The organism is Thermococcus camini (assembly GCF_904067545.1).
Classification (GTDB): domain Archaea; phylum Methanobacteriota_B; class Thermococci; order Thermococcales; family Thermococcaceae; genus Thermococcus; species Thermococcus camini.
In genome coordinates, this window is record NZ_LR881183.1 from 174,114 (window position 1) to 196,146 (window position 22,033).

Annotated in this window: 20 protein-coding genes and 1 pseudogene; 10 read left to right on the forward strand and 11 right to left on the reverse strand. The window is 52.1% G+C overall.

The window, feature by feature from the left end; translation table 11 throughout:
* Positions 1-14: 14 nt before the first annotated feature.
* The 6 genes from TIRI35C_RS00785 to TIRI35C_RS00810 are packed head-to-tail and all read right to left on the reverse strand — an operon-like array spanning position 15 to position 6,298.
* Positions 15-824, reverse strand: a complete 810-nt coding sequence (locus tag TIRI35C_RS00785) for an exosortase/archaeosortase family protein (protein ID WP_188201387.1) — start codon at positions 822-824, stop codon at positions 15-17.
* Complete coding sequence (locus tag TIRI35C_RS00790) at positions 811-1,365, reverse strand: hypothetical protein (RefSeq protein WP_188201388.1); 555 nt, start codon at positions 1,363-1,365, stop codon at positions 811-813. The genes TIRI35C_RS00785 and TIRI35C_RS00790 overlap by 14 nt, the downstream gene beginning before the upstream one ends.
* Positions 1,362-2,642 (reverse strand): DUF58 domain-containing protein, encoded by a 1,281-nt coding sequence (locus tag TIRI35C_RS00795; RefSeq protein WP_188201389.1) that lies wholly within the window; start codon positions 2,640-2,642, stop codon positions 1,362-1,364. The genes TIRI35C_RS00790 and TIRI35C_RS00795 overlap by 4 nt, the downstream gene beginning before the upstream one ends.
* Positions 2,639-3,559 (reverse strand): AAA family ATPase, encoded by a 921-nt coding sequence (locus TIRI35C_RS00800; RefSeq protein WP_188202899.1) that lies wholly within the window; start codon positions 3,557-3,559, stop codon positions 2,639-2,641. Before TIRI35C_RS00800 ends, TIRI35C_RS00795 begins: the two co-directional genes overlap by 4 nt.
* 1 nt (position 3,560) lies before the next feature.
* Positions 3,561-4,559 carry a DUF4350 domain-containing protein gene (locus tag TIRI35C_RS00805; RefSeq protein ID WP_188201390.1) on the reverse strand — a complete coding sequence of 333 codons (999 nt, stop codon included), beginning with the start codon at positions 4,557-4,559 and terminating at the stop codon, positions 3,561-3,563.
* Entirely contained in the window at positions 4,556-6,298 is a 1,743-nt protein-coding gene (locus tag TIRI35C_RS00810) for an Ig-like domain repeat protein (protein WP_246454632.1), read from the reverse strand. Before TIRI35C_RS00810 ends, TIRI35C_RS00805 begins: the two co-directional genes overlap by 4 nt.
* 52 nt (positions 6,299-6,350) lie before the next feature.
* On the opposite strand from TIRI35C_RS00810, the gene TIRI35C_RS00815 reads away from it, so the two are divergent.
* Entirely contained in the window at positions 6,351-7,070 is a 720-nt protein-coding gene (locus tag TIRI35C_RS00815) for a hypothetical protein (protein WP_188201391.1), read from the forward strand.
* Positions 7,061-7,300: a hypothetical protein gene (locus TIRI35C_RS00820; protein WP_188201392.1), complete on the forward strand. Its 240-nt coding sequence runs from the start codon at positions 7,061-7,063 to the stop codon at positions 7,298-7,300. Before TIRI35C_RS00815 ends, TIRI35C_RS00820 begins: the two co-directional genes overlap by 10 nt.
* Positions 7,301-7,315: 15 nt before the next feature.
* Here TIRI35C_RS00820 and TIRI35C_RS00825 read toward each other — a convergent pair whose 3' ends face one another.
* Complete coding sequence (locus tag TIRI35C_RS00825) at positions 7,316-8,269, reverse strand: NAD-dependent epimerase/dehydratase family protein (RefSeq protein ID WP_188202901.1); 954 nt, start codon at positions 8,267-8,269, stop codon at positions 7,316-7,318.
* An 83-nt stretch (positions 8,270-8,352) separates the two neighbouring features.
* Here TIRI35C_RS00825 and mntA point away from each other — a divergent pair, with 83 nt between their 5' ends.
* The 5 genes from mntA (at position 8,353) to TIRI35C_RS11225 (ending at position 13,777) form a co-directional block, all read left to right on the forward strand.
* On the forward strand, positions 8,353-8,757 hold the full coding sequence (mntA, locus tag TIRI35C_RS00830; protein ID WP_188201393.1) for a type VII toxin-antitoxin system MntA family adenylyltransferase antitoxin: 405 nt from the start codon (positions 8,353-8,355) through the stop codon (positions 8,755-8,757).
* 76 nt (positions 8,758-8,833) lie between these two features.
* Positions 8,834-9,829 carry a sugar phosphate nucleotidyltransferase gene (locus TIRI35C_RS00835; RefSeq protein ID WP_188201394.1) on the forward strand — a complete coding sequence of 332 codons (996 nt, stop codon included), beginning with the start codon at positions 8,834-8,836 and terminating at the stop codon, positions 9,827-9,829.
* 132 nt (positions 9,830-9,961) lie between these two features.
* Entirely contained in the window at positions 9,962-11,023 is a 1,062-nt protein-coding gene (locus tag TIRI35C_RS00840) for an AAA family ATPase (RefSeq protein WP_246454633.1), read from the forward strand.
* A gap of 385 nt (positions 11,024-11,408) precedes the next feature.
* Complete coding sequence (locus tag TIRI35C_RS00845; RefSeq protein ID WP_343044026.1) at positions 11,409-13,370, forward strand: oligosaccharyl transferase, STT3 subunit; 1,962 nt, start codon at positions 11,409-11,411, stop codon at positions 13,368-13,370.
* On the forward strand, positions 13,319-13,777 hold the full coding sequence (locus TIRI35C_RS11225; RefSeq protein WP_343044027.1) for a hypothetical protein: 459 nt from the start codon (positions 13,319-13,321) through the stop codon (positions 13,775-13,777). The genes TIRI35C_RS00845 and TIRI35C_RS11225 overlap by 52 nt, the downstream gene beginning before the upstream one ends.
* Here the strand turns inward: TIRI35C_RS11225 and TIRI35C_RS00850 are convergent.
* Entirely contained in the window at positions 13,739-14,482 is a 744-nt protein-coding gene (locus TIRI35C_RS00850; RefSeq protein WP_188201396.1) for a hypothetical protein, read from the reverse strand. The two genes, TIRI35C_RS11225 and TIRI35C_RS00850, sit on opposite strands and share 39 nt — an antisense overlap.
* A gap of 519 nt (positions 14,483-15,001) precedes the next feature.
* Here TIRI35C_RS00850 and TIRI35C_RS00855 point away from each other — a divergent pair.
* The 3 genes and pseudogenes from TIRI35C_RS00855 (at position 15,002) to TIRI35C_RS11255 (ending at position 17,619) form a co-directional block, all read left to right on the forward strand.
* Complete coding sequence (locus tag TIRI35C_RS00855) at positions 15,002-15,307, forward strand: ATP-binding protein (RefSeq protein ID WP_188201397.1); 306 nt, start codon at positions 15,002-15,004, stop codon at positions 15,305-15,307.
* A 19-nt stretch (positions 15,308-15,326) separates the two neighbouring features.
* Complete coding sequence (locus TIRI35C_RS00860; protein ID WP_281400579.1) at positions 15,327-16,019, forward strand: AAA family ATPase; 693 nt, start codon at positions 15,327-15,329, stop codon at positions 16,017-16,019.
* Positions 16,020-16,090: 71 nt separating this feature from the next.
* Positions 16,091-17,619: pseudogene (locus TIRI35C_RS11255) on the forward strand (flippase).
* Here TIRI35C_RS11255 and TIRI35C_RS00870 read toward each other — a convergent pair.
* The 3 genes from TIRI35C_RS00870 to TIRI35C_RS00880 are packed head-to-tail and all read right to left on the reverse strand — an operon-like array spanning position 17,616 to position 22,026.
* Complete coding sequence (locus TIRI35C_RS00870; protein WP_246454634.1) at positions 17,616-19,043, reverse strand: alkaline phosphatase family protein; 1,428 nt, start codon at positions 19,041-19,043, stop codon at positions 17,616-17,618. The pseudogene TIRI35C_RS11255 and the gene TIRI35C_RS00870 overlap by 4 nt on opposite strands.
* Positions 19,044-19,047: 4 nt before the next feature.
* Positions 19,048-20,862: a hypothetical protein gene (locus TIRI35C_RS00875; protein ID WP_188201398.1), complete on the reverse strand. Its 1,815-nt coding sequence runs from the start codon at positions 20,860-20,862 to the stop codon at positions 19,048-19,050.
* A 6-nt stretch (positions 20,863-20,868) separates the two neighbouring features.
* On the reverse strand, positions 20,869-22,026 hold the full coding sequence (locus TIRI35C_RS00880; RefSeq protein ID WP_188201399.1) for a glycosyltransferase family 4 protein: 1,158 nt from the start codon (positions 22,024-22,026) through the stop codon (positions 20,869-20,871).
* Positions 22,027-22,033 lie beyond the last annotated feature (7 nt).

The following is a 22,033-nucleotide window of genomic DNA, read 5'->3' on the forward strand; positions in this document are numbered from 1 at the left end:
CCGGCCTTTTCCTTTTAATTCTTGTCTGACGATTCTTTGCCTCTATGTTTAATGACCCACCACCAGTAAAGAAAAACGTAGGCAACGAACATTAAGTCACCTAAATGTGAGTGGAACAGCTCAAGGAAAGAAATGCCGCTGTGGTAGCCTATGACGAGCAGGGTGAATATCCTCACCGCGTTGAGGGGTATTATCCCGAGGGCGCCGAGGAGAAGGAGTGCCGCCTCCCTTCCCCTGGACTTCCGGAGGTAAATCAGGAGGAGCGAGGCCAGGAGGTAGAGAACGAACGCGTCCAGTCCGGAGCAGCCGGAGCCTATTATGACAACGCTGTTCCGGACCACCGCCACATTGCCGTTCATGGCTATGGGGACGTCGAAGAGGTATATCAGCCCTCTGACGAGATGGGAGGTCGCATCGACGAAGAGGTTGCTGGATCTGTCGAGGATATTGACACCGATGTCTGACCTGGTGAGAGCGGCAAGGGCTACTTCAATGCCGGCAACTGAAATTGGAATTATTACAGTTCTAACTTTGAACAGAATGATGGACACCCCAATAAGAAGGAGGGCCTGAAAAGTCGAGGGGCTGGGGTCTGGGCCCCATTTGAATATCATGAACACTGGTGAAATCCCAACCAGGAATGCACCAGTCCAGATGACCGGATCCTTCCAGGAAGGCTCTCTTGGCTCAAGTCTTTCTCGAATTGTGAATGTGATGATGGCGTAAATTAGGCCAAAATAAAGGACCGGGGGAGTCCTGGTAATGGCGAACAGCGCCCCCGTAAGTGCGAGGGAGAAGATCAGAAAGCCCTCACTTCTCCTCACGCACGCCCACCTCGATGAACTCCACGTCGTTCCTCTCCGCCGCCAGGAGGAACGCTATCCCGAGGCCGATTATGACGAATGACTGGACGACGGGATCGGAGAGCCTTTCCCTCAGCAGGTACAGGAAGCCCGCGGATCCCGCGAGCCAGGCGATAAGGTAGAGGGAGGTTCTCCCAAAGCGGGACCAGGCTGAGTACATTACCGCGCCGACCATCGCGGGAACGAGGAGCAGATCGCTGACGGCCGAGGCGAGGAGGAGCGCCGTCACCGCCAGCCTGTCCCTTCCAAGGTTCACCCCTCCCAGCACCTCGTCGAGGAGCAGAAACGTTGAGGCTGACGCCAGGACGGCCGTTTTGAGGCCGTCCCACTCGTATATCGAACCGCCCTTGACGGTGAGGGCAAGTGCGAGGGCGTAGGCGTAGAACGCCACGAGCGAGGCATTCCGTCCCCTCGTCCTCAGGAGGTACGGGACGGCGGCCAGGGCGAAGACCGGGTTCTTGAGCGCTATGCCAGCCAGAAGGGGAGCCACTAGTCCCATCATAGCCTCTTCACCACCCTCGGGAGCAGGTCTTTCGGACCGACCTCGATGACCTTGATCCAGCCGGAGACCTTTCTCGCCAGCATCTTTCTCTCGCAGTAGGCTTTGTAGGCCGTCTCGAGGGTCTTCTCGTCAAGGGAGGAGCGGTCGATGAAGAGAACCGGGTTGGGGTAGAGAAGGACCGCCTGGGAGCCCCTCCTGGCCAGCACCCTCGCGGCCTTGACTATCTCCATCGGGTGGAGCCCGAGGTCGTCTATTATGATGACGTACGAGCCGGTTCCGGGCTTCATCGCGGCCTTGAGCACTCCTGAGTTGCTTGAACCGCTCCTGATTTTTCGGACTATCCTCCCGAGCGCTGATTCCCCCGCGAGCCGGGAGGGCCGGAGGGGCGGAAGTCCTACCTCCCCCTTCAGCTCGAGCTCCTCCAGAACCGCCAGGGGGTCGCTGGAGTGAGAAAACCTCACTATGCCGGAGTCGTCGTAGGCCACCACCCTCACAGCGTGGCCGAACCTCCTGAAGTAGGCGATGAGCTGGGCCAGTATGAGCACCAGGTAGTCCACCTTGCCGGTGCGCATCTCCCTCCTGAACTTCCCGTCCACGTTTATCAGCACGTAGACGTCCGCCAGCGTTTCCCTCCTGAACACCCTGACCACGACCTCCTGGAGTCTTGAGGTGGCCTTCCAGTCTATCCTGGTTATGTCGTCCCCGGGCAGGAACTCCCTGAGCTCCTCGAACTCGAGGGTCTCGGCGCCTATCCCGAGGGCCTTCTCGGTTTCGGAGAGGGCACTGATCTGGTGCCTCTCCCTCATTGCCTCCCTTATGCCCAGCGGTGACGGGAAGACGGTAATCTCGTCCCTTCCCTCCACGGGGAAGGTTTTCCTGAAGAGCCCCAGCCCGTCCTCGAAGACCGCCTCCGCCCTGAGATTCACGCGGCCCTTCGAGAGGGGTACGAGGGTCTGCTCGAGGCGCTTTCTCTCGAGCGGTCCTATTTCGACCGTCAGCTCCCTCGCAAAGACCTTTCCGGAGGTCTCCCTTATACTCACCCTCCCGTCCATGGAGGCCAGGTTCTCCACGGTGAGGGAAGCCTTGACCGGCTCCCTCTCCGTTCCCCTTTCCGGCACCTCCCTCCTGACCCTCACGCTGGGGCGGAAGCCGGCCCTGGCCATCGAGTAGTGGGCCATCACCGCCGCTCCCACCAGGGCAACGGCGGGGTTCCCCATGAGGTATGCCGTGGCTGAAACGACTCCCGCTAGGGACAGCAGGATCTCGGCGCGCTTCATTCCGTCGGCACCTCTACCCTCTCAAGGACGTCCCTCACTATGCCCTTTCCATCTACCCCCTCGACCTCGTATTCTGGCTTCACCACTATCCTGTGGGCTATCACCGGGACGGCGAGCCACTTCACGTCGTCTGGAATCACGTAGTCCCTGCCCTCCAGGTAGGCCTTGACCTTCGAGGCATACAGGAGGTGCTCACCGGCCCTAGGGGAGGCGCCGAGGATAACCCTCTCGTCCAGCCTGGTTTCCTTCACTATCTCGTAGATGTAGTCGATGATAGCATCGCTCACCCTGACCGCGAGGGATTCTTTCCTTGCGCTCGCTATCTCGCTGCCTAGGACGACCTGCTGGGCCTCTGTGAACTGGCCGAGGCTTTTTCTCCTGAGCATTGCCTTCTCGCTCTCCTCCGGGAGGTACGTCATGTCTATCTTCATCATGAAACGGTCCACCTGGGCGGTTGGGAGCTCGTAGACGCCCTCCATCTCGACTGGATTGCGGGTGGCCAGGACTATGAAGGGCTCGGGCAGCTTGAGGGGCAGGCCCTCTATCGTCACCTGTCTCTCTTCCATTGCCTCCAGCAGCGCCGACTGGGTCTTGGGTGAGGCCCTGTTTATCTCGTCCACCAGGACCACGTTGGCGAATATCGGCCCCTTCCTCAGCTTGAACTGCCCGGAGCGCATGTCGTAGAAGGTGTGGCCGATTATATCCGCTGGAAGCAGGTCGGGGGTCATCTGTATCCTGGAGAACTTCAGTCCGAGGGTGTTGGCAAAGTTCTTGCTCAGGGTCGTCTTAGCTATCCCTGGAACTCCCTCCAGGAGTATGTGTCCGTTGGCTATCAGGGCTGTCGTCATCAGCTCGACTATCTCGTCCATTCCCACGAGGGCCTTTCCGACCTCTCCCTTTATCTTCTCCAGTATCATGTCAACCACCCATTCTCCTCAGCATTTCCAGTACCTCTCCCTCGTCCCAGCCCCGCTCCCGGGCGAAGGCCAGGGCGAGCTCCTCAACGCCCATCTTTCTCCCAAAGAAGCGTGAGATGAGCCTGCGGATAAGCCTTCCAAGCGCGCTGAACAGCCCCAGCTCCCTCACGAGAAGGAGCGCCGCTACGGCCAGTATCAGCTTTACTGCCCTGTCCCTGGGCAGGACACGCGTCACCGTGACGGTTCCAACCGTGTAGAGGTTGAAGTCCGGGTGGTGGGCCTCGTCGAAGTAGAAGGTTCCCCCACCGAGGTAGTCCACGAGGTTGCGCAGGAACTGCTCGTTGTCCCCGAACTGCATGTTGGCGAGAACGTCGGGGTCTGAGAGCACGATGACCCTGCCCTTTTCGTAGGATACCTCGGTCATTATCGGGAACATTCTCCTGTGCAGGTTTATCATTGCGACCCTGCTGGCGTAGGCTTCTCCCTTTCTGGTCACTATTATTCCGGAGGGCTCGTTGGTGACGATCCTGCTCACGTTCCTTGCAAGGGGGGGGTTCTCTATCCTGACAGCGACGATGAGCCTGTCGTCGGTCTCATAGAAGAAGTCCCTGAGGGGATACTTGGATATTCCAACCGGCAGCTTGAGTGCGCGGAGGATATCGTTCCCCGTCCCGAAGTCGTCCGCTATCAGGACGGTGTTGCCCCTCTCGAGGAACTCCCTTATCTGTGCCACTTCTGCGTCGGTGAACGTCATGTTGGGTCCGATTATAAGGAGCACGCCGCTCCTCCCGCTGATGTTGGCGATGTCGAAGGACTCGAAGACCGGGACGATTTCCCTGCCCATGGAACCGGCCAGCCTCGCGAACTTGGAAGTCCCGTCCCAGTTCTCATTGAAGATGCTGTACTGGGTCGAGCTTTTGAAGACGGGTATGGTTAGGGGCATCGTGATGAGGGCGAAGAGAAGGAGGAGGAGTGTGAGGTACTTGACTGTCCTGTTCATCTCTCAAGCCCCCTCACGAGCCTCTCGATGTTCTCCCTGAACTCCACCAGCTCCTCCCCGCTCAGGGGCATCTCACCGTAGACCACCTTCTCGTGCAATAGCGTTACCCTCTCCAGCTCCGGGTAGAGTTCCCACCCGCCGAGGGCCCTCAGCGCCTCCCTCGGAGTGAGGTTCTCCCCCACGCCGAGCCTCTCCGCCAGCAGTTTCCTCAGCAGGGTGTACGCTCCACCGACGTCCTCCGGCACCTCGATCCTCTTTCCTGCCGTCACGAACGCTCTCTTAGCGGGGATTTCCTCAGACTCCTCCGGGGAGGGCGCATTTCCTTCCCCGCGCCTCCTCAGCACCGCCGTCCCGGCCGCCAGCAGGATCCCAAGAACCGCTATCGCGGCGTACCTGGGCCACGAGCTCTCAGGCGGAACCACGGTGAGGGTGATGGTGTTCGACTCGGCCTCGCCGTACCTCTCGCTGCCGGGGAATCTCACGTACACCTCGAACTCCCCCGTCTGGTCAGGCTTCAGCGTGAATGTGAAGCTGCCTCCCTGGGACTCTATTCGGGAGTGCTCCACCCCATTCACGTACACCACCAGCGTGGCCGGTATTTCCGGTTCGAGGGTTCCTCTAAAGGTGGCCGTTTTCCCCAGTGTGATTTTTGATGGACCAGTCAGGGTTATGGAAACGGGATACTTTGAGAACACGATCCTTACCCTCTTGGACGTCCCCTCGTGCTCTTCATCTCCGACGAAGCTAATGACGACGCTGAACTCCCTCGCCACGGGTGAGAAGTACTCCCAGGAGAAGCCGCCGTCCGGGCCGGTTTCCAGGGTCTCGTTTCCAATCTTTATCCTCCTGCCCCTCAGGTACTCGCCGTAGTAGTCCACGAGCCTTCCGGAGAGCGTGACGGTGTGGTTGATGAGCGAGCTGTAGACATCATCGACGATGAACCTCGTCGGGATCTTCCTCACCCTTACTTCCACGGTGTTCGAGATGTTCCCCCCCTGAGTCGCGTGTATTCTGTACGTTCCAATCTCGCTGAAGCGGTAGCTCTTTGAGAAGAACCCGTTCGAGGGCGTCACCGGCAGCAACACAGCGGAGTTCCCGCCCTCTATCACTATCGTTACGGTGTCGTTGCCGGGACAGGAGCCGAATATCGTGACGGTCTGGTGGAGTATGGGTTCGTCGGTCGAGACGCCTATCAGGAAACCCCCACCCGGTGGGGCGGATGAGGCGAGCTTTCTTATCTTCTCCAGCTCCTCTCTGACACCCTTCGTGTTGAAGGTGAGGATCTTCGTTCCGTTGCGGAGCTTCAGAAGAGCTATGGCGTCGAGCTCTTTCTCCATATCGTCCACCGTTCCCAGGATTCCGGCGGCGAGCTCAGGGGAAGGGTTCCTGTGGAACTCCAGGGTGAGATGGGTCAGGACGAGGAGATCCTGGGCGAACTCGTGGAATGGCGGTATTACGACCATTACCGTCGAGTTCACTCCTCTCTCCCGGTAATACAGGCTTTCCTGGTTTATGAGATCAAGCTCGTTGAGGGTCAGGTTGGCTAGCTTTAGGCCGTAGCTCTCGTTAAGAAGGGCGTACTTGAGGGAGTACTCAAACCTGATGAGAACCTTCGAGAAGTAGTTATGCAAAAAAACGTCTCGCTGAACCGGTTCGGACACGGCCGTTCCAGCCGCGGGAGGAAGGGAGCCTATGATTAGAATAAGGATTATTAAAGGTGGAACCCTCCTCATCGCCATCACATCCATAAGGCATAAAAACCTTTTAAGTTTATTCATCGAAGGTGTTAAAATGGGACGCCTCGCTGGGAGTGCTCTAGCAATAACGGGGATTGTACTATGGTACTACGGAGGGATCTCTGGAAACACGGCCGTTGTTAATCTTGGCCTCGGCGCCATAGTGCTCGGCCTGGTTCTCGCTGCACTGCCCCTCGGGAGTGAGGTGAAGAAAGAGGCCCTCCTTCTGGCCGTTGAGCCCTCCTGCGCTTTCCTGGAAAACCTCCGGCGCAGTTTGAATCTAATGGGTTCCCCCGTGGTAATTCCCTCCTACGAGAACCTGCCCTCCGGCGGCGTGTTCCTCCCGAGCACTGACGACTTCCGCCTCTCCCTTGGAAGGCTCGATGGTGAGAGCGTTTTCGTGACCGGCCCGGAGGCGGAAAGCGGCCTGCTCGTAAGCCCTCCCCCCGGCTGGGGAATAGTGGAGTACACCATCGAGAACGTGGGTGAGCTTTCTGGGACTGGAATTGGCTATGCCTCCGCCGCTGTCTCCTCCGTCCTGAGCGCCCTGGGACTCGGTTCGGCCGAGGCCTTCGAGAGGGAGGATGGAACGATAGAAGTTTTCGCCAGACCACTGTGTGACGGTCCCGTTTACGCCGACCCTGCTGTTTCGGCGGTTCTCCTGGGAATAGCCATCGGGATGGGTGAACTTCTCAGGATCCGCTCGGTGGAGAGAAAGAACGAGCACGTGAAGGTAACCCTAGAGTGCCTCGGTGGGATAGAAAAATGGCTATGAGGGAAAACGTCGTGCTGTTCCTGGCCCTCTGGATAGTCCTCTCGGCCCTCCTCAGCCCATCAACCGAGATATTCCTCACCGTTGCCCTCATCGGCATTCTGATAACCCTTGAGATAGGCGAGTTCTACCTCCCGAGGGACGTTAAGGACTCGCTGAAGTTCTCCGCTTACCTGCTCCTCCTCGCCTTCGCCTTCATCGTGGCGAGAAAGGTGTACGAGGTAATAAAGTGAGGAACAGAATCGAAATCAAACCGTTCTGAGGAGCTCCCCGACCGTTCTCCTGACAGCCTCGTAGCTGTTGAGCCCCGGGCTCCAGCTGGTTTCCTTTGCCTTCTCTATGCTCAGGCGCATGAACTTGACGTCTCCCTTCCAGCCGCGGCCGCCGTCGACGCCGCCGGTGAACCTGAAGGTCGGATTAAGCCCCATCCCCTCGCTCACTATCTCCGCTATCTCCCTCACGGTTATCCAGTCGTCGTTGCCGAGGTTGTAGAAGTCGACCGTCTTGCCGCTTTTCCTGAAGTGCTCAAAGATGTGGAGCATGCCCTCAACGGTGTCGCTCACGTGGAGGTAGCTCTTCCTCTGAGTTCCATCTCCAAGTATCTCGAGCTCTTCGGGGTTCTTCCGGAGCTTGTTTATGAAGTCGTAGATTACCCCGTGGTTCGAGCGCTCGCCTATGATGTTGGCGAGGCGGAAGATCAGGGCCCTGAACCCGAATGTGTGGGCGTAGCCGCTGATCAGGGCTTCAGCCGCGAGCTTCGCCCCGCCGTAGACGCTTATCGGCTCGAGCGGGGCGTAGTCCTCGGGCGTTGGAATCACGGACGCGTCGCCGTAGACTGTTGAGGACGAGGTGAAAACGAGGTACCTGGCGCTTGAACCCCTCATCGCGTTGAGCAGGTTGTAGGTTATCAGCACGTTGGTCTCGTAAAGGAGTTCAGGGCTCTGGGAGCCTATTCTAACCTCTGGGTTGGCGGCGAGGTGGAAGACTGCCTCCACACCATCAACGGCCTCCTCAACAATCTTCGGGTCCCTCATGTCGCCTTCAATGAATTCAAAGTGCTCGTTGTCGAGCCATCGTTTCAGATTGTCCAGGCTTCCAGCACTCAGGTCGTCCAGAACCCTGACTTCCCAGCCAAGCTCCATCAGCCTGTCCACCAGGTGTGAGCCTATGAAGCCCGCACCTCCCGTTACCAGGGCCTTCATTCGCACCACCAAACCTATTGATGTGGTCAGGCTATTAAACTTTGGGGAAAAGTTTTTTGTATTCATCCACCGAAGTTAACCTCATGGAAGTGTACCACCTCTCGATCCCGGAGCGGGATGTCATTAAGGAACGGATAAGGGCGTACCTTATGTCCAGGGAGGACGTTCTCTTTGCTTACATTCACGGTTCTTTTCTGGAAGGCCGTCCTTTTAGAGACATAGACGTTGCGGTTTTCGTAAGGTCAAAACCGGGCCGTTTCTACGAGATGGAGCTTGAGGACGAGCTGTCCGGGTTAACCGGCTTTCCCCTTGATGTGAGACTGTTGAACGATGCTCCCGTGGAGTTCAGGTTTCACGTTATTGGTGGTGAGCTCCTCTTCAGCAGGGATGAAAGGGCCAGGTGTGACTTTGAAGAGAGAACCATGAGGGAATACCACGATTATTCCCGCTATCTCGAAATGTACCGGAGGGAGGCCCTTGGAATATGATACGGAAAAAGTAACCTCGGGGACATTGAGGAGTTCCTCACGAGGATTGTGGAAATAATCAAATGGGGGGTGTGAAATGAAAGTCCTCATAATGGCCGGCGGCTACGCAACCAGACTCTGGCCCATAACCAAGGACAACCCGAAGGCCCTGCTTCCCGTCGGGAACAGGGTGATACTCGACTACATCCTGGGGAACGTTATGGAGCTGGAGCTCGAGACCTACATCTCAACCAACCGCTTCTTTGAGGCCCACTTCCGCCCCTACGCCGAGAAGCACGGCGTGGGCCTTATAGTGGAGGACACCCTCCACGAGGAGGAGAAGCTCGGCACGATAGGGGCCATGAAGAAGGCCGTGGAGGAGCTCGGCTCCGACGACTACCTCGTCATTGCCGGCGACAACCTCTTCTCCTTCTCCCTGACGGACTTTCTCAGGGCCTACGACGGCAGGACGCTGATAGCGGTCTACGACGTCGGCGACCTTAACCTGGCCAAGCGCTACGGTGTGGTGGTTCTTGAGGGTGACAGGGTAATATCTTTTGAAGAGAAGCCGGCCCAGCCGCGCTCGACTCTCATAAGCACCGGTGTCTACGTCTTTCCAAAAGCCGTTATGGAGCGCATCGATGAGTACCTCTCCAACGGCAACCGCGATTCCCCTGGCTACTTCCTCCAGTGGCTCCTTGAGAGGGGCGAGCCGATAAAGGCCTACCGCTTCTCCGAGTACTGGTACGACATAGGCTCGGCCGACAGCTATCTCGAGGCCCTCAAGACCCTTCTGCGCGAGAGCCACGTCGAGGAGATTCAGATAAGCCCCTACGCCAAGATAATCCCGCCTGTCGTCATAAAGCGCGGTGCTAAAATACTCGGCCGCTCCATGATAGGCCCCTACGCATACATAGGCGAGAACTGCGTCATTGAGAACTCCGACGTCAGCGACTCCATAATCTTCAGGAACACCGTTATCAAAAACTCCACCATATGGCGCTCCATCATCGACGAGAAGTGCGAGATTAGGAACCTCGAGCTCAGGAAGAGCCTTGTCGGCGGGCACGCGAAGATACAGAGGGGTGAGTGAGACCCTACCTGTTTCGGGTGGGGTCTACTTTTCTGGCCTTGTTGTGCATTAAATCGCAACCCTTATTAACAACAGGACCATACCTGAAACAGGTGGGGTCTAATGCTTTTTGACACTCGTCCAAAGGATTCAATGAATGAGGTTTTCGGAAGGAAAGCGGAATACTGGGAGCTGGTTGAGAAGATCGAAAACGGAAGGAACTTCTTCGTCATAACCGGCCCACGAAGGATTGGAAAAACCACCTTTCTCACCGCGGCGCTGAACGACCTTCACGAGAAGTACAAAATACCCCATATAATAATTGATGCAAGGACCATATCAACTGCCAATTCAAAGAACCCTCAGGGACAGATCGTGAGGGAGATTCTCAGCATTAAAAAGCATTCCCGAAAAGGGAAGCTCTCGAAAATAACGGATTCCGTTGAGGGTATCACCATTAAGGGGGTCAAACTAAAGCTCAGGAAGGACGAGGAGTACACTTTGCCGGATATCCTGAGGGAGCTCAACGACTCCAACGAGTTGCTCATAATAGCTTATGATGAGGCACAGTATTTCAGGTACGCGAACGAGGACTTCACAAAAACCCTCGCCTGGGTTTACGACAGGCTGCCCAACATAGTCACGATCGTGACAGGCTCGCAGGTGGGTGTTCTTGAGAACTTTCTTAGATTCGATAACTACAAAGCGCCCCTCTACGGCAGGTACCATGTCAAGATACCCCTAGTGAGATTCACTCCGTCCCAGAGTTTCGAGTTTCTTGAGAGGGGCTTTGAGGAGTATGGACTGTCCCCTAATCCAAAGGAGATTCTCTCGGCCATCAAAGCCCTCGATGGAGTACCCGGCTGGCTAACCCACTACGGTGCGGGCAGGGTTGATGGGAAGACCCACTGGGACGCCGTTCAGGAGGTTCTCATTGAGGCGGAGGGATATATCCAGTCGGAGTTTGAGGAACTGGACAGGGCTTCTCCGAGGTACAGAGCTATTATGGAAATCGTAGCGGGCATCACTTCCCGGAAGGATTCTGCTTCCTGGACCAAAATAAAGAACGCCCTTGAACTCCGGGAGGGCAGGGGGATCGATGACAAGAACCTTAACCTGCTCCTCAAAAAGCTCGTTAACTACGGCTTTCTGGAGCATGCGGGAAAGGAATACATCATCCCGGACCCGGTGATCAGGAGGCTCTTCCAGACGTGATGTTTTCGGAGGACGTTAGAAGAAGTGAGGAGTGCCCCGTCGGAAAGGCTGGAGTTAGGTTCCACTCTCTACAGACCTTCGCTATTAAATGCAATCCACGACCCTCACGAATCATGGACGCGTTATCAGTTCGGGTCCGCAGCCGGGTGAAGCTTTCGCTTCAGTCTCCCCCGCGAGACACTCCTCAAATACATGTAGTGTCTTTAACTATATAAACCTTTGCTTTTATTTATGGCAAAATTTTTTTGAAACGGTTCGAAATAATTTCTCCCGGGGGTTCTCGCCCACCTCGACGAGGACGTGCGAAACGTGGCGGCTGCGCAACGCTTTTATTACTCTACGATGGTAGTGAACTGTGGGATAATCCGGGTAAGAGGGGACTTTAATGGGACGGAGGATGTCTGAAATAGAATCCTTTCTGCACATCATCGTCGAGCCCAAGTTCGCAGCCCCTATCGTAACCGCTATCGCCCTCGCCTTCAGGCTCATCCCCCTGCGCTTTGAGTACCTCCTCGGCTACGATCCATACTTCCACCTCGCCTACATAAGGTACGCTCTGGAGAAGGGTGAGTGGGTGAACTTCATTACCTGTGCTGGAGGGCCGTACGGGTACCAGATCTCCAGGTTTCACCCCCTCGGCCTGTGGATGACGCCCGCTTACTTCTATAAACTCCTCTCTCCCTTCGGAGTTTCGCTCTACAACGCCTTCAGGATAACGCCGGTTGTATTCGGCGTCCTGACCGTGCTGTTCACATACCTCGCCGTGCTGAGGCTATACGGTAAGAGGGAGGCCTTTCTCTCGGCGTTTTTCCTGGCGGTGAGCTTCGGCCACGTCTTCCGCTCGATGGCCGGCTACTACCGCGGCGACAACTACATGCTCTTCCTCTACAGCGCGGCTCTCCTTGGAACCGCCGTTCCCCTCTCCCTCAGGGAGCCCCGGTGGAGGAACGTCCGGCTGGCCCTCTACCTCCTGCCCGGGATCTTCGCCGGCCTTTCCGCGGCCTTCTGGCAGGCATACTACCCCATATTTGCACTCGTTGCCGCTAACGCCCTGTTTCTCGCGATTGGCGGTTTCCTCCTCGGGAGGGAGAAATATCTACGGGATTCGCTTGCCCTCCTGCTCTCTCTGGCCATCGGTGCCCTCTTGGCCAACTCACTCGGCTCACACCTCGGCTACGGCATGGTGGGCTCAACCCACTGGCTCGGTATCAAGCTGGCCGAGGAGCTTGGGGTCCGCTTCGGGTTCATCGGGGACCTGTTCCTCCTCTTGTACCTCAAATACGCCATTCCCCTTGCCTTGGCCTCTGTCATCGCCCTGGCGATCCTCTCCAGATTCGTCCGTGATAGAAAACAGAGGGCTCTGGTAGTTCTCATCGGGACGACCGCGGCGCTCTGGCTGGCTGTTCGGTACTACGGTGTCATAAACGGGGCCCTCCTCCGCATCTTCCCCGAGAGCCCGATAGCCGAGACCCAGAGGACTGCCTTCGATGACTTGTGGGAGGCCTATGGCATCTCGGGGCTTCTCGTGCCGCTCTTCATCATCCGCTTCCTCAGGCGCCCCAGACCCGCCGATTTCCTCCTTCTGGGAACCGCACTCGTCATGCTGTCGATGGCCGTCGTCTGGACCCGGTTCCTCTTCATATCCTCCCTCGCAGTAGCCACCATGGCCGGCATCGGGCTGGTGGCCCTTCACGATACGGCTGGTGCTCTGGCAGGGGGGATCCCTGATAACAAACGGGGATGGCTCTCCGCTGCCCTCTCCCTGCTCCTCATCGGCGTCCCCTTAGTTCCGGCCTACCAGGGGCTGAACACAACGCTGAGTGTTCATCCTTTCATGACCTCCGGTTGGGAGTCAGCGCTGACTTACCTTGGTGAGATCTCCAGTCCCAACGACGTCGTCCTAACATGGTGGGACCAGGGCCACTGGGTGACCTACTACTCCATGAGATCTCCTGTTGCACAGGGTAGCCCCAGTGGGTGGGTGGCCAAGTATTATCTGGGACTGGTGAATGAGAATGGTCTGATGAAGCTCGGCGTTGATTACGTCATCGTCTCCTACGACACCCTGATGAAGTTCGGGGCGGTTATGGAGACGGCAGGGGTCTCCCCGGGCGAGTACGGCCTAGTGGTGCTTCACAGGGTGCCCTCCCGTGGATCGATCCTCATTTTCTCCGGCGGCCCCTACTCTGTGATGGCCGTTCCGGGGGAGGATAGGTGGGACGTCAAGGTGGACATCGGTGGACGCTTCGTGATTCCCTCGCGGGTCTTTGTTGAGGTCGGGGGAGACTGGACGAGGTGGCCCTCTCGGGCCGCCCCACCGCCGACGTCTATGTTTACATTAACCTGAACTACGGCTACGCAGTCCTTATGAACTGGAAAGCTTTCAATACAACCCTCGCAAGGCTGATGTTTACCGATGACTATCCCGGAAACTACACCCCCGTGTACTCGGACGGCGGCTACGTGAAGATATTCCGCTTTGAGCACCCGAACGTCGCCGTTGCCTCGGAGAACGGCTCCATCGTTCTCAGGTTCACCAACGCCACCGGGACAGGCCTCGGGCTCTACGGCTACCTCGACAACGGCACGCTCGTCTTCAAGAAGTGGTACGGCGTCGGTGGGATGGATTCCTTTGTTCTCCCCGCCGACATCAACGGAAGCGTCGTCGTGAGGTACGTCTACGTCCGGAAGAAGACCGTTCTTGACAGGGGGTTTTCAGGATTGATGATGTGCCGTCTGGATAAAGTTCTGTAATCTCCCGAGCTCCTTTCTGCATTTCTCCAGTTCATCTTGAAGGCTCTTGATGAGGGCATCCTTTTGTTCCACCTCCCTTTCCAGGGAGTTTATCGTGTTGATCATCTCGACCTCCCTCACGCGATGCTTCATGACTTCCTCGTGGAGTCTCTTGCGTTCGGTGAAGCGACGGTACCCCCGTCCCTCAAACTTCCTCTCGATTATGTCATCCGTGTTGGCAAGTAGGGATTTTGCTGCTTCCATCTTTCCTTCCTCAAAGTACTTAACCGCCAGCCACCTCCACGCCGCGATTCTCATGTCCTTTAACTCCTCGTTGAACTCCCGGAATTCGTCCATGACCTGCTTTGAAAATGGGGCTTCCTTCTTCATGAACTCCCTGAGGAGAAACCCGATGTATTTCCACCCCTGGTTGTTTATCTGATACAAGTATTTGTAACCGCAGTTGTACTCCTTCCCCTTCTTGTTGCGGCACTTTCTTTCGATCTTCCTCCTCCTGAGGAAGCCCATGATGTAGAGCCTTCTCAGGTCGTTTGAGACCAGCTTGGGCTGGAGACGTTCGATCCATTTGGGGTTATTGGTGAGGTTGAACATGATCTCCGTGAGTTCTTCGGACATGGTTTTTGAATCGAACTCATCATTCCCGTACAGCCAGGCGGCCATCAGCAGCAGCCACTTGTAATCTACCATGGGTCTTTGCATGGTCATCACTCAATTAAGTGATGACTATTCAAATTTTTAATATGTTTCGAGGAGACCGCTCGACCAGCGAGATCCAGCGTCAAGTTTTCACGCTGATTCATTCGGGTTGGAATTTCGAAGCAAAAATTGGGGTCTTGTTCGCTAACGTTCTGATTTTGAGCTCTCTGAAGCTATATGAATTTTTTGTCAGGTTAATATCTCATTAGAAACTACTATGAACCCACGCTCGATGATGTCATTAATGTGGAGATGATCATGAAGTCCCTTACCCTTTCGGACGACCGGCGTTCACAGGACTTGGAATTATCGTCGGTCCAGGTGGAAAAGTTTCAAAACCACCAGCTTTTAGGGAATTAGACAGTCTTGTTCAAGAAAGTACCATGAATTGAAAAAGGTGACCCCCTGAGCGGGCAAGCCAGGCTCTGTAGAAGATTGCAAGGGGGACGGGAATAGTCTTTGCCGGGACTGTAATTAATTTTTGTTGAGTCCTGAAAAAATCTCCGAACATCAATGTTTAAATATGTGATGACTCCCAATGTAACATGGGGTGACCCCACAATGTTGTTCAGTCGCATAAAGAAGTCGAGGAATGAGATGTTTGACCGTGAATATGAGTTTGACAAAATCGTCTCGGCCATAAAAGATGGGGTGCCGCTTATAGTGGTCACGGGCATCCGTCGCGTGGGTAAAACAACGCTTGTAAAAGTCCTGCTTAATGAGATAGACACGCCCGGAGTGTATATAGATGCGAGAAAGCTCTGGAGCATCCATGCAAATATCTCCCCCAATGTTATAAAAAAGGAGATACTAAAATCCCTTAGTAGAGTTTAAGGACAAACACACAGACCTTATAGATGTTCTTGATGATATTGAGAACAGTGGGGAGAGGATGGTACTAGTTTTTGATGAAGCTCAGTACCTCCGCTACTCCAACTATGATTACACCGCCCTGTTCGCATCCTTGAATGACAGCTATGAAAATATCACCCTGATCCTCACGGGTTCGGAAATAGGGGTTCTCGAAGAGTTCCTGGGCTTCAACGACAGGTACTCCCCGCTCTACAAAAGGGAGCACGAGATAGTGCACTTAGACCGCTTCAGCAGGGGTGAGAGTATGCAGTACCTGATGAGAGGATTCCATGAGACGGGCATGGATGTGCCGGATGAAGAGATAAGGGATGCCGTTGAAGTACTGGATGGGATTGTCGGATGGCTCAGGGAGTACGGTTGGCTGCGCTACCGCGGGAGGAGTCACGGCGCTGCCATAGACGAGGTGTTCCAGCGGGCAAAAAGCGATATAATAGACGAGCTTTCAAGGTATTCACGAAGGTACCTCACCATAATGATGGCTGTTTCGGAGGGCTATAACGCGTGGTCATCCCTAAAAGCGTACCTTGAAAATGCTGAGGGAAAGAGGGTAAATGACGGGTCATTGAATACTGCCCTTCGAAACCTCATTAAGTACGGTTACCTCGAGAAACATGGGGATGAGTACCGCATCACCGACCCGGTAATTGAGAGGGCACTCAGGCATGCGCGCTGAAATCTGAAATGGCATGATATATGTTAAATGGCTTATAAAGGTGGTATCATACGCTGACAAAGGTGAAACCCATGAGTGAAGCAAGCCAGGCCCTACACAAAATCGCAAGGGGCACCGGGATCATCTTTGCAGGGACGGTTATCTCGATGTTCTTCGGGTTCTTGAGCAGGGCGATGATAGCGAGGGAGTTCTCGAAGGCCGAGTACGGTATCTTCAATTTAGCCCTAACCGTTTTGAGCATAGGGCTCGTTATAGCCACGCTCGGCTTTCAAAATGCTCTACCCCGGGAGGTCGCGTTCTACAGGGAGAAGGAGCCCGGGAAGGTTGATAGGTTGATTTCAACGGCCATCGCCATAACAGCGGTGAGTGCGGTGATAACGGCCCTCTTGATATTCTTCCTGGCCGGGGACATATCTTTGATCTTCCGCGAGGAGCGCCTGGTCAGCGCGCTCAGGGTCATAGTCTTAGCCCTCCCCTTCTCGGCCCTGACCGCGGTCATCATCTCGGCCTCAAGGGGCTTCGGCAGGGTGAGGGAGCAGGTGTATTTCCAGAACATTCTCTATCCCATAACCTGGCTTGTTTTGGTTGCATCAATCGTCATTATTGGACTGCCGTTCAACTCCATGTTTTACGCGTATTCCCTGGCCCAGCTCCTGACGTTTTCTGCTCTTCTCTTCGAAACATACAGGATCGGTCTCCTCAGGGTTAGGGCCCGCGTTGATATTGAGCTCGGGAAGCATCTGGTGGCCTTTTCCATTCCCCTGATGCTTGTTGGGATACTGAACTTCATGATGACGTGGACAGACACGCTGATGCTGGGCTATTATCTGGGCTCGGAGGTAGTTGGAGTTTACAACGCCGCCTCCCCACTGGCGAGGTTGATACCTGTATTCCTCGGTTCTGCAGGGATGCTCTACGCACCTATAGTCACCCCCCTGTACGCCCAGGGAAGATAAAGGAGATGGGCAGGGTTTACCAGATACTGACTAAGTGGATTTTTATGCTGACCCTTCCCCTCTTCAGCCTGATGTTTCTGTTTCCAGATGCAACGATAAGGTTCTTCTTTGGGGCCAAGTACGTTTCGGCAGCTCCGGCGCTTCAGATTTTAGCGTTGGGTTTCATGTTCCACACTTTCCTTGGGTTAAACGGGCTGTCCCTCCTCGTTATCGGGAAGCCGAAGCTCAACATGATAGGGGACACCTTTGCGGTTATTTCAAATGTTTTGCTAAACTTCCTGCTGATACCGCCCTACGGGATTGTAGGTGCGGCGGTGGCGACAGCTGTTTCTTACTTCGTGGCGAATGTTTTTAGATCGTTCTGGCTCTATAACGAAACCAGAATTCATCCCTTCAGCTGGAACTACGTTAAGCCCTTAGCTATTAGCTTCGTGTTGGTTGGAGTTATCAAGGGGCTCAACTTGAGGGTGGCGAGCATATGGTACGCGGTTCCTATTTTAGTGGTGTTCCTTGGCGTCTACGCCCTCCTCGTGCTTCTGAGCAGGAGCATTGATAAGGAGGACGTTGAGCTACTGCTGGCGGTGGAGAAAAGAATGGGAGTTGATTTAGAAATAATAAAAAGGGTTTTGAGGAAGTTTGTTTAGAGTTTTCTTTTTAGTTTTAGGTTTTTGATAGCTTTTTTGAGCTTTTTATCCTCTTGTTTTTTCTCGTAGTAGCTTGGATCAACATGTTTTGGTTTTCTCCTAGCAAACTCTGAGTCTTCTTCAAAGATTTCCATTAAAACTCTTCCGTCCATATCATTCGGGATTGGTAAACCAAAGATGTGAAGGATCGTTGGTGCGATATCATAGACTGTGGGTGGTGTATTAAATGTTATTTCTTCTCTAATTTCTCTTCCATAGGTGGTAAAGATCCCATGGAGCTCATGGTCACTCTTATAAGTTGTTTCTGTCAATTTTCCTTTGAGCTCTGCTGAGAATTCAATTCCCCTAGTTGGTACTACAAACAGGTCTGGGAGTAAATGTACATATGGGCCGGTGTATATCTCTTCTGGGGACAGCACTTTAGAGACTTCTGGGAACGATTCAAGTGCCTTCTTTACTTGTTCTTTAGCTATTTTGTCAATTACATAAACGCCCCATGAGGCATGGGATGTCATAAATGCCTTTCTCTTTTGAGGGTCAGTAGCATATGACATCTGGTTTGTTCCCCGTGTAGCAAGTATTTTTGCAATCTTTGCGGGTATTATTCTTCTACCAAGTCTTACGAGGGATGCCTTGGTTCTGTTATATTTCAGGAAGCCCGAACGGGCTAGTGCTTCATTCACATAGAAAATCTTGTGCTTGATTTCGAATCCATGGTCACTTACAATAAATGTTATGTCCGCTATGTTCATAGCCTTATCAATGAACTCTTTTATCTTTTTAAATACTGGATCTACAAGATGAATGTCTTTGCCCTCTAGAATCTGGGGAAAAATATGGGAGAACCAATCTGTTTCGCTAAATACTATAAAGTATAGATTCCAGTCCCAATTTTCTAGTAGGTCATAGTACATATTAAGCCTAGTAGTCGTGTACTCTTCTACACGTTTTGCATAGTCTTGGGGATTGTTAGTGTGTTTTTCCCAGGAGTGTGGAGGATCAATTAGGTATTCACTGTATTTTTCGTTGAACTTTTTTGGATAGACCTCCTGATATGGAGCCGCCCAATCTGATACGATTACGGTGTTTTCTTTGAATTTGATGCCTTCAAAAGGGTACGTCATTGGCAGATTAATGAGAACACTTTTTAGACCATGCATGCTGAGTAACTCTGATATTCTGTGATATTTAACGTCAAGGGAGGTTGTGAGCTTTAATGTAAACTCTTCAGGATCAATTCTTTGGAAATCAATAATACCATGCTTTGCGGGGGTTACTCCTGTTAGGATAGATGTCCATGCTGGGGGGGTGTAGGGGGGAATTGTTGACGTAAAGTTATGAATATCCTTTGTATTGAGTCCTACCAAGTTTGCAGTAGTTTTATTTGCCCCATCTAGCCCAATAACAACTACTTTGGGTTTCATATTATCACCCCTCAGCATTTTGTTGTTCATTAACCAAAAACACCACAACTTCTCTGTTTTTATATACAACGAAAACATTGTTCTGAGACAGCAATAACTCAATGTCTCCTATGGTGTATTGATGTGCAGCATTCCTGACGTTTTCCGGGAGTACCTTGAATGGGTACTCCATGTCAAATTTTGTGAGATAGATATACTGGGGTTCTTTTAAAAGTTGGGTGCAGTTTGAGGGGCATCCAAAGTGCGAGGGAAGGCGATTGGGGTTTACCTTTGCTCGAATTCTGTTTTCATAACTTGTGCCTTCAATGTAATCAACAAGTCTGTAAATGAAAAGTGGTGTATTGCTTATGATTTGTATGCTTGGAGCCTTGTGGTCCAAGAGAAATCCAGCCGAGTTCAGTTCCATTGTAGTTGTTTGGAGGTTAGCGCTAAACATTAGAGGGGATTGATAGACACTAAATACTGAGAGCACGATCATCACAAATGCCGTTATAAGCACTAGGTTTTTGGTTTTCGTATTCTGTGTCCCGTGTAGGTAATACAATCCAATGCCGTTTATCATTATTGATGACACGATCATAAATCTGAATAATCTTATTGGCTTCAATTCCACAAAGTACCCAAAAAACATTATCATTCCCCAGACCATGCTAAATACCAGTAGTATAAGTACAAATGTTGACACAAATCTATTTGTATCTTCGCCGCTAGGTTTTTCACCCATTGTGTGTGTTTTTTTAATGATTATAGTGGCTGATATAATGCTCATAAGAATGGATATACCCGGGGATCCATACCTCAATATTAATGACCTTAAAAGCTGGGGTAAAGTCAGACCTGCGCTGATTGCACTCTTTGCCAGTGAGCCATAAAGCTCCGCCCTGCTAGGGACATAATATTCCCCTGTCAAGATCTGGAATATTGATCTGATATAGTACTGTATATTGTAGAATTTTAGATACCAAATTGAGAATAGGACGGCAGGGAGTGCGGATAGTGTTAGGTTGGCACGGTGTTTCTTTACATCCAATGTCCTTGCAAATATGTAAATGATAATAAACCACACACTGAGGAAAATGAGGATAATTGGATGCAAAAACGTCAAAAAAATCATAATAATCCCGAGAGTTATCAGGTATTCTTTTCGAGGTGTTGTGAGATATCGAACATGAAAATACAAGACAAAAAACAGATACCACGCTGAAATGATGCTTGGATGCGTGTTTAGATGGAACACACCGAACATAAGGGGTGTCCCAAATATGATACCTGCGGGTTTGAGGTCTCTAATTGTCATATCTGGCAGACGTCCAGCCACAAGACTGACCCCTCCAAGGTACACAAATAGTGTAAAACTTATAAACATTATATATCCTGTGTTAATTAGGGAGCTGTTGATTATTTCCTTCAGGATTACACCATACACGTGAATAGCGGGGTATATATCCCATGCGGGTACGGAAAACTTACTCAGCTCGATATCTTTTATGTACCCCAAATGGGTCAGGAAATCATCAGCCCTGCCCCATAGTTCGTATCTCCAGTAAGGTATGCCCAGGAAAATTGTATATGTTATGAACAGTGCCACCAGTCCCAAAAATGTAATAGTTTTTGGTACACTATCCGAATATATTAAGAGAAATGCTGTTATGGCCCCGAGTTCACCTACAAGCAACAACCAAAATACTGGGGGATATGCAGCATAAACTGAAAACTCGTATCCTATAGGTGCAGGTGTGTGTATAATTATCCATTCAATTAAACATAAGAATGTGTAACTGATAATCAGCAGAACCGCTGAGTTTCTCCTTGCTGCCAAGATATTTTATCCCTCCTCATACACTTTTAGATATAATCCAATCAGTTTTTTTGCTATAATCTCTGCCTTCCATCTCTTTATGGCTTTCTTTTTCCCATTCGTTCCCATTCTCTTTTGAAGTTTTCTATCTTCCAGGATTCTGATAATCTTTTCAGCGACTTCTTGGGGATTGTTGGGATTTACCAAAAACCCGTCTATACCATGGTCTATCATATACGGGACGCCTCCGGCTGGTGATGACACCACTGGTGTTCCGGTTGCAAGAGCCTCTGAAATCACCATCGGGGCTGTTTCTTGGCGCGATAATAAAACAGCTAATGTACTTTTTGAATACAGCTCCAGCAGCTCCTTGTATGGTATTTTTCCAAGGAACCTAACGTTATTTGATAGTTTGTATTTTTGGGTTTTAGCCTTGAGGGCTAAAAAATATCCTTTGTCAGTTATACCTCCAGTAAATACTAGGGTTACAGGTTCACGATATTCTTTCATCAGGTATTTCATGGTCTCTATCATCGCTAACTGATTTTTTCGCGGGCTTATAACTGCGGGATACCAAATTATATCTATGTCCTTAGTGGTGTCCGTTTCCTTCTTAACGCTAAAGAATACATCAGATATGGGATTTTCGATTATAACTACCTTATCTGTATTAAGCCTCGCCTCTTTGAGTTCATCTAACACATAGGGTGAAATTGCGACGAAGTTTGTTAGCCCCCGGAAGATATGTTTAAAACTTAAAGTGTTTCCTGAGTAATACACCAGTTTTTTTAACGTCGTTCTATCCGCCAGTTTCTCTTTCCAATATATGCCGTGTAGAGTTAATGCTGTTGGTTTACTGGCTTTAATCCCTGCATATGCGTTATAAATATCGTGTGAGTGCACTATATCCGATTTCCGGATAACTTTTTTGTTATTTCTGTAGGCGTGAGAAAATCCAGTAAACGTTGCAGATGGTGGTAATGAATAGGGTATGACTTTAATATTTGGGTAATCTGCTAAATTTTCAATTTTGGAACTCTTGGCTGTCGATATAATTATTAATGTTATACCTTCTTTTTCAAGGAGAGAGTGAATTTTCTTGAATCCTTGAACGGTATTATATGCCACGGTTTCAACTCCTCCATGGGGATTTAGTGTGTATGGAACTGCTAGTATTACTTTCATCCAATGC

Coding starts and splice junctions, on each gene's coding strand:
- TIRI35C_RS00795 (WP_188201389.1), bottom strand. CDS start 2,642: ATGAAGCGCGCCGAGATCCTGCTGTCCCTAGCGGGAGTCGTTTCAGCC.
- TIRI35C_RS00870 (WP_246454634.1), bottom strand. CDS start 19,043: ATGAAACCCAAAGTAGTTGTTATTGGGCTAGATGGGGCAAATAAAACT.
- TIRI35C_RS00790 (WP_188201388.1), bottom strand. CDS start 1,365: ATGATGGGACTAGTGGCTCCCCTTCTGGCTGGCATAGCGCTCAAGAAC.
- TIRI35C_RS00800 (WP_188202899.1), bottom strand. CDS start 3,559: ATGATACTGGAGAAGATAAAGGGAGAGGTCGGAAAGGCCCTCGTGGGA.
- TIRI35C_RS00815 (WP_188201391.1), top strand. CDS start 6,351: ATGGGACGCCTCGCTGGGAGTGCTCTAGCAATAACGGGGATTGTACTA.
- TIRI35C_RS00835 (WP_188201394.1), top strand. CDS start 8,834: ATGAAAGTCCTCATAATGGCCGGCGGCTACGCAACCAGACTCTGGCCC.
- TIRI35C_RS00845 (WP_343044026.1), top strand. CDS start 11,409: ATGGGACGGAGGATGTCTGAAATAGAATCCTTTCTGCACATCATCGTC.
- TIRI35C_RS00880 (WP_188201399.1), bottom strand. CDS start 22,026: ATGAAAGTAATACTAGCAGTTCCATACACACTAAATCCCCATGGAGGA.
- TIRI35C_RS00810 (WP_246454632.1), bottom strand. CDS start 6,298: ATGGCGATGAGGAGGGTTCCACCTTTAATAATCCTTATTCTAATCATA.
- TIRI35C_RS00820 (WP_188201392.1), top strand. CDS start 7,061: ATGGCTATGAGGGAAAACGTCGTGCTGTTCCTGGCCCTCTGGATAGTC.
- TIRI35C_RS00850 (WP_188201396.1), bottom strand. CDS start 14,482: ATGACCATGCAAAGACCCATGGTAGATTACAAGTGGCTGCTGCTGATG.
- TIRI35C_RS00805 (WP_188201390.1), bottom strand. CDS start 4,559: ATGAACAGGACAGTCAAGTACCTCACACTCCTCCTCCTTCTCTTCGCC.
- TIRI35C_RS00840 (WP_246454633.1), top strand. CDS start 9,962: ATGAATGAGGTTTTCGGAAGGAAAGCGGAATACTGGGAGCTGGTTGAG.
- mntA (WP_188201393.1), top strand. CDS start 8,353: ATGGAAGTGTACCACCTCTCGATCCCGGAGCGGGATGTCATTAAGGAA.
- TIRI35C_RS00855 (WP_188201397.1), top strand. CDS start 15,002: ATGACTCCCAATGTAACATGGGGTGACCCCACAATGTTGTTCAGTCGC.
- TIRI35C_RS00825 (WP_188202901.1), bottom strand. CDS start 8,269: ATGAAGGCCCTGGTAACGGGAGGTGCGGGCTTCATAGGCTCACACCTG.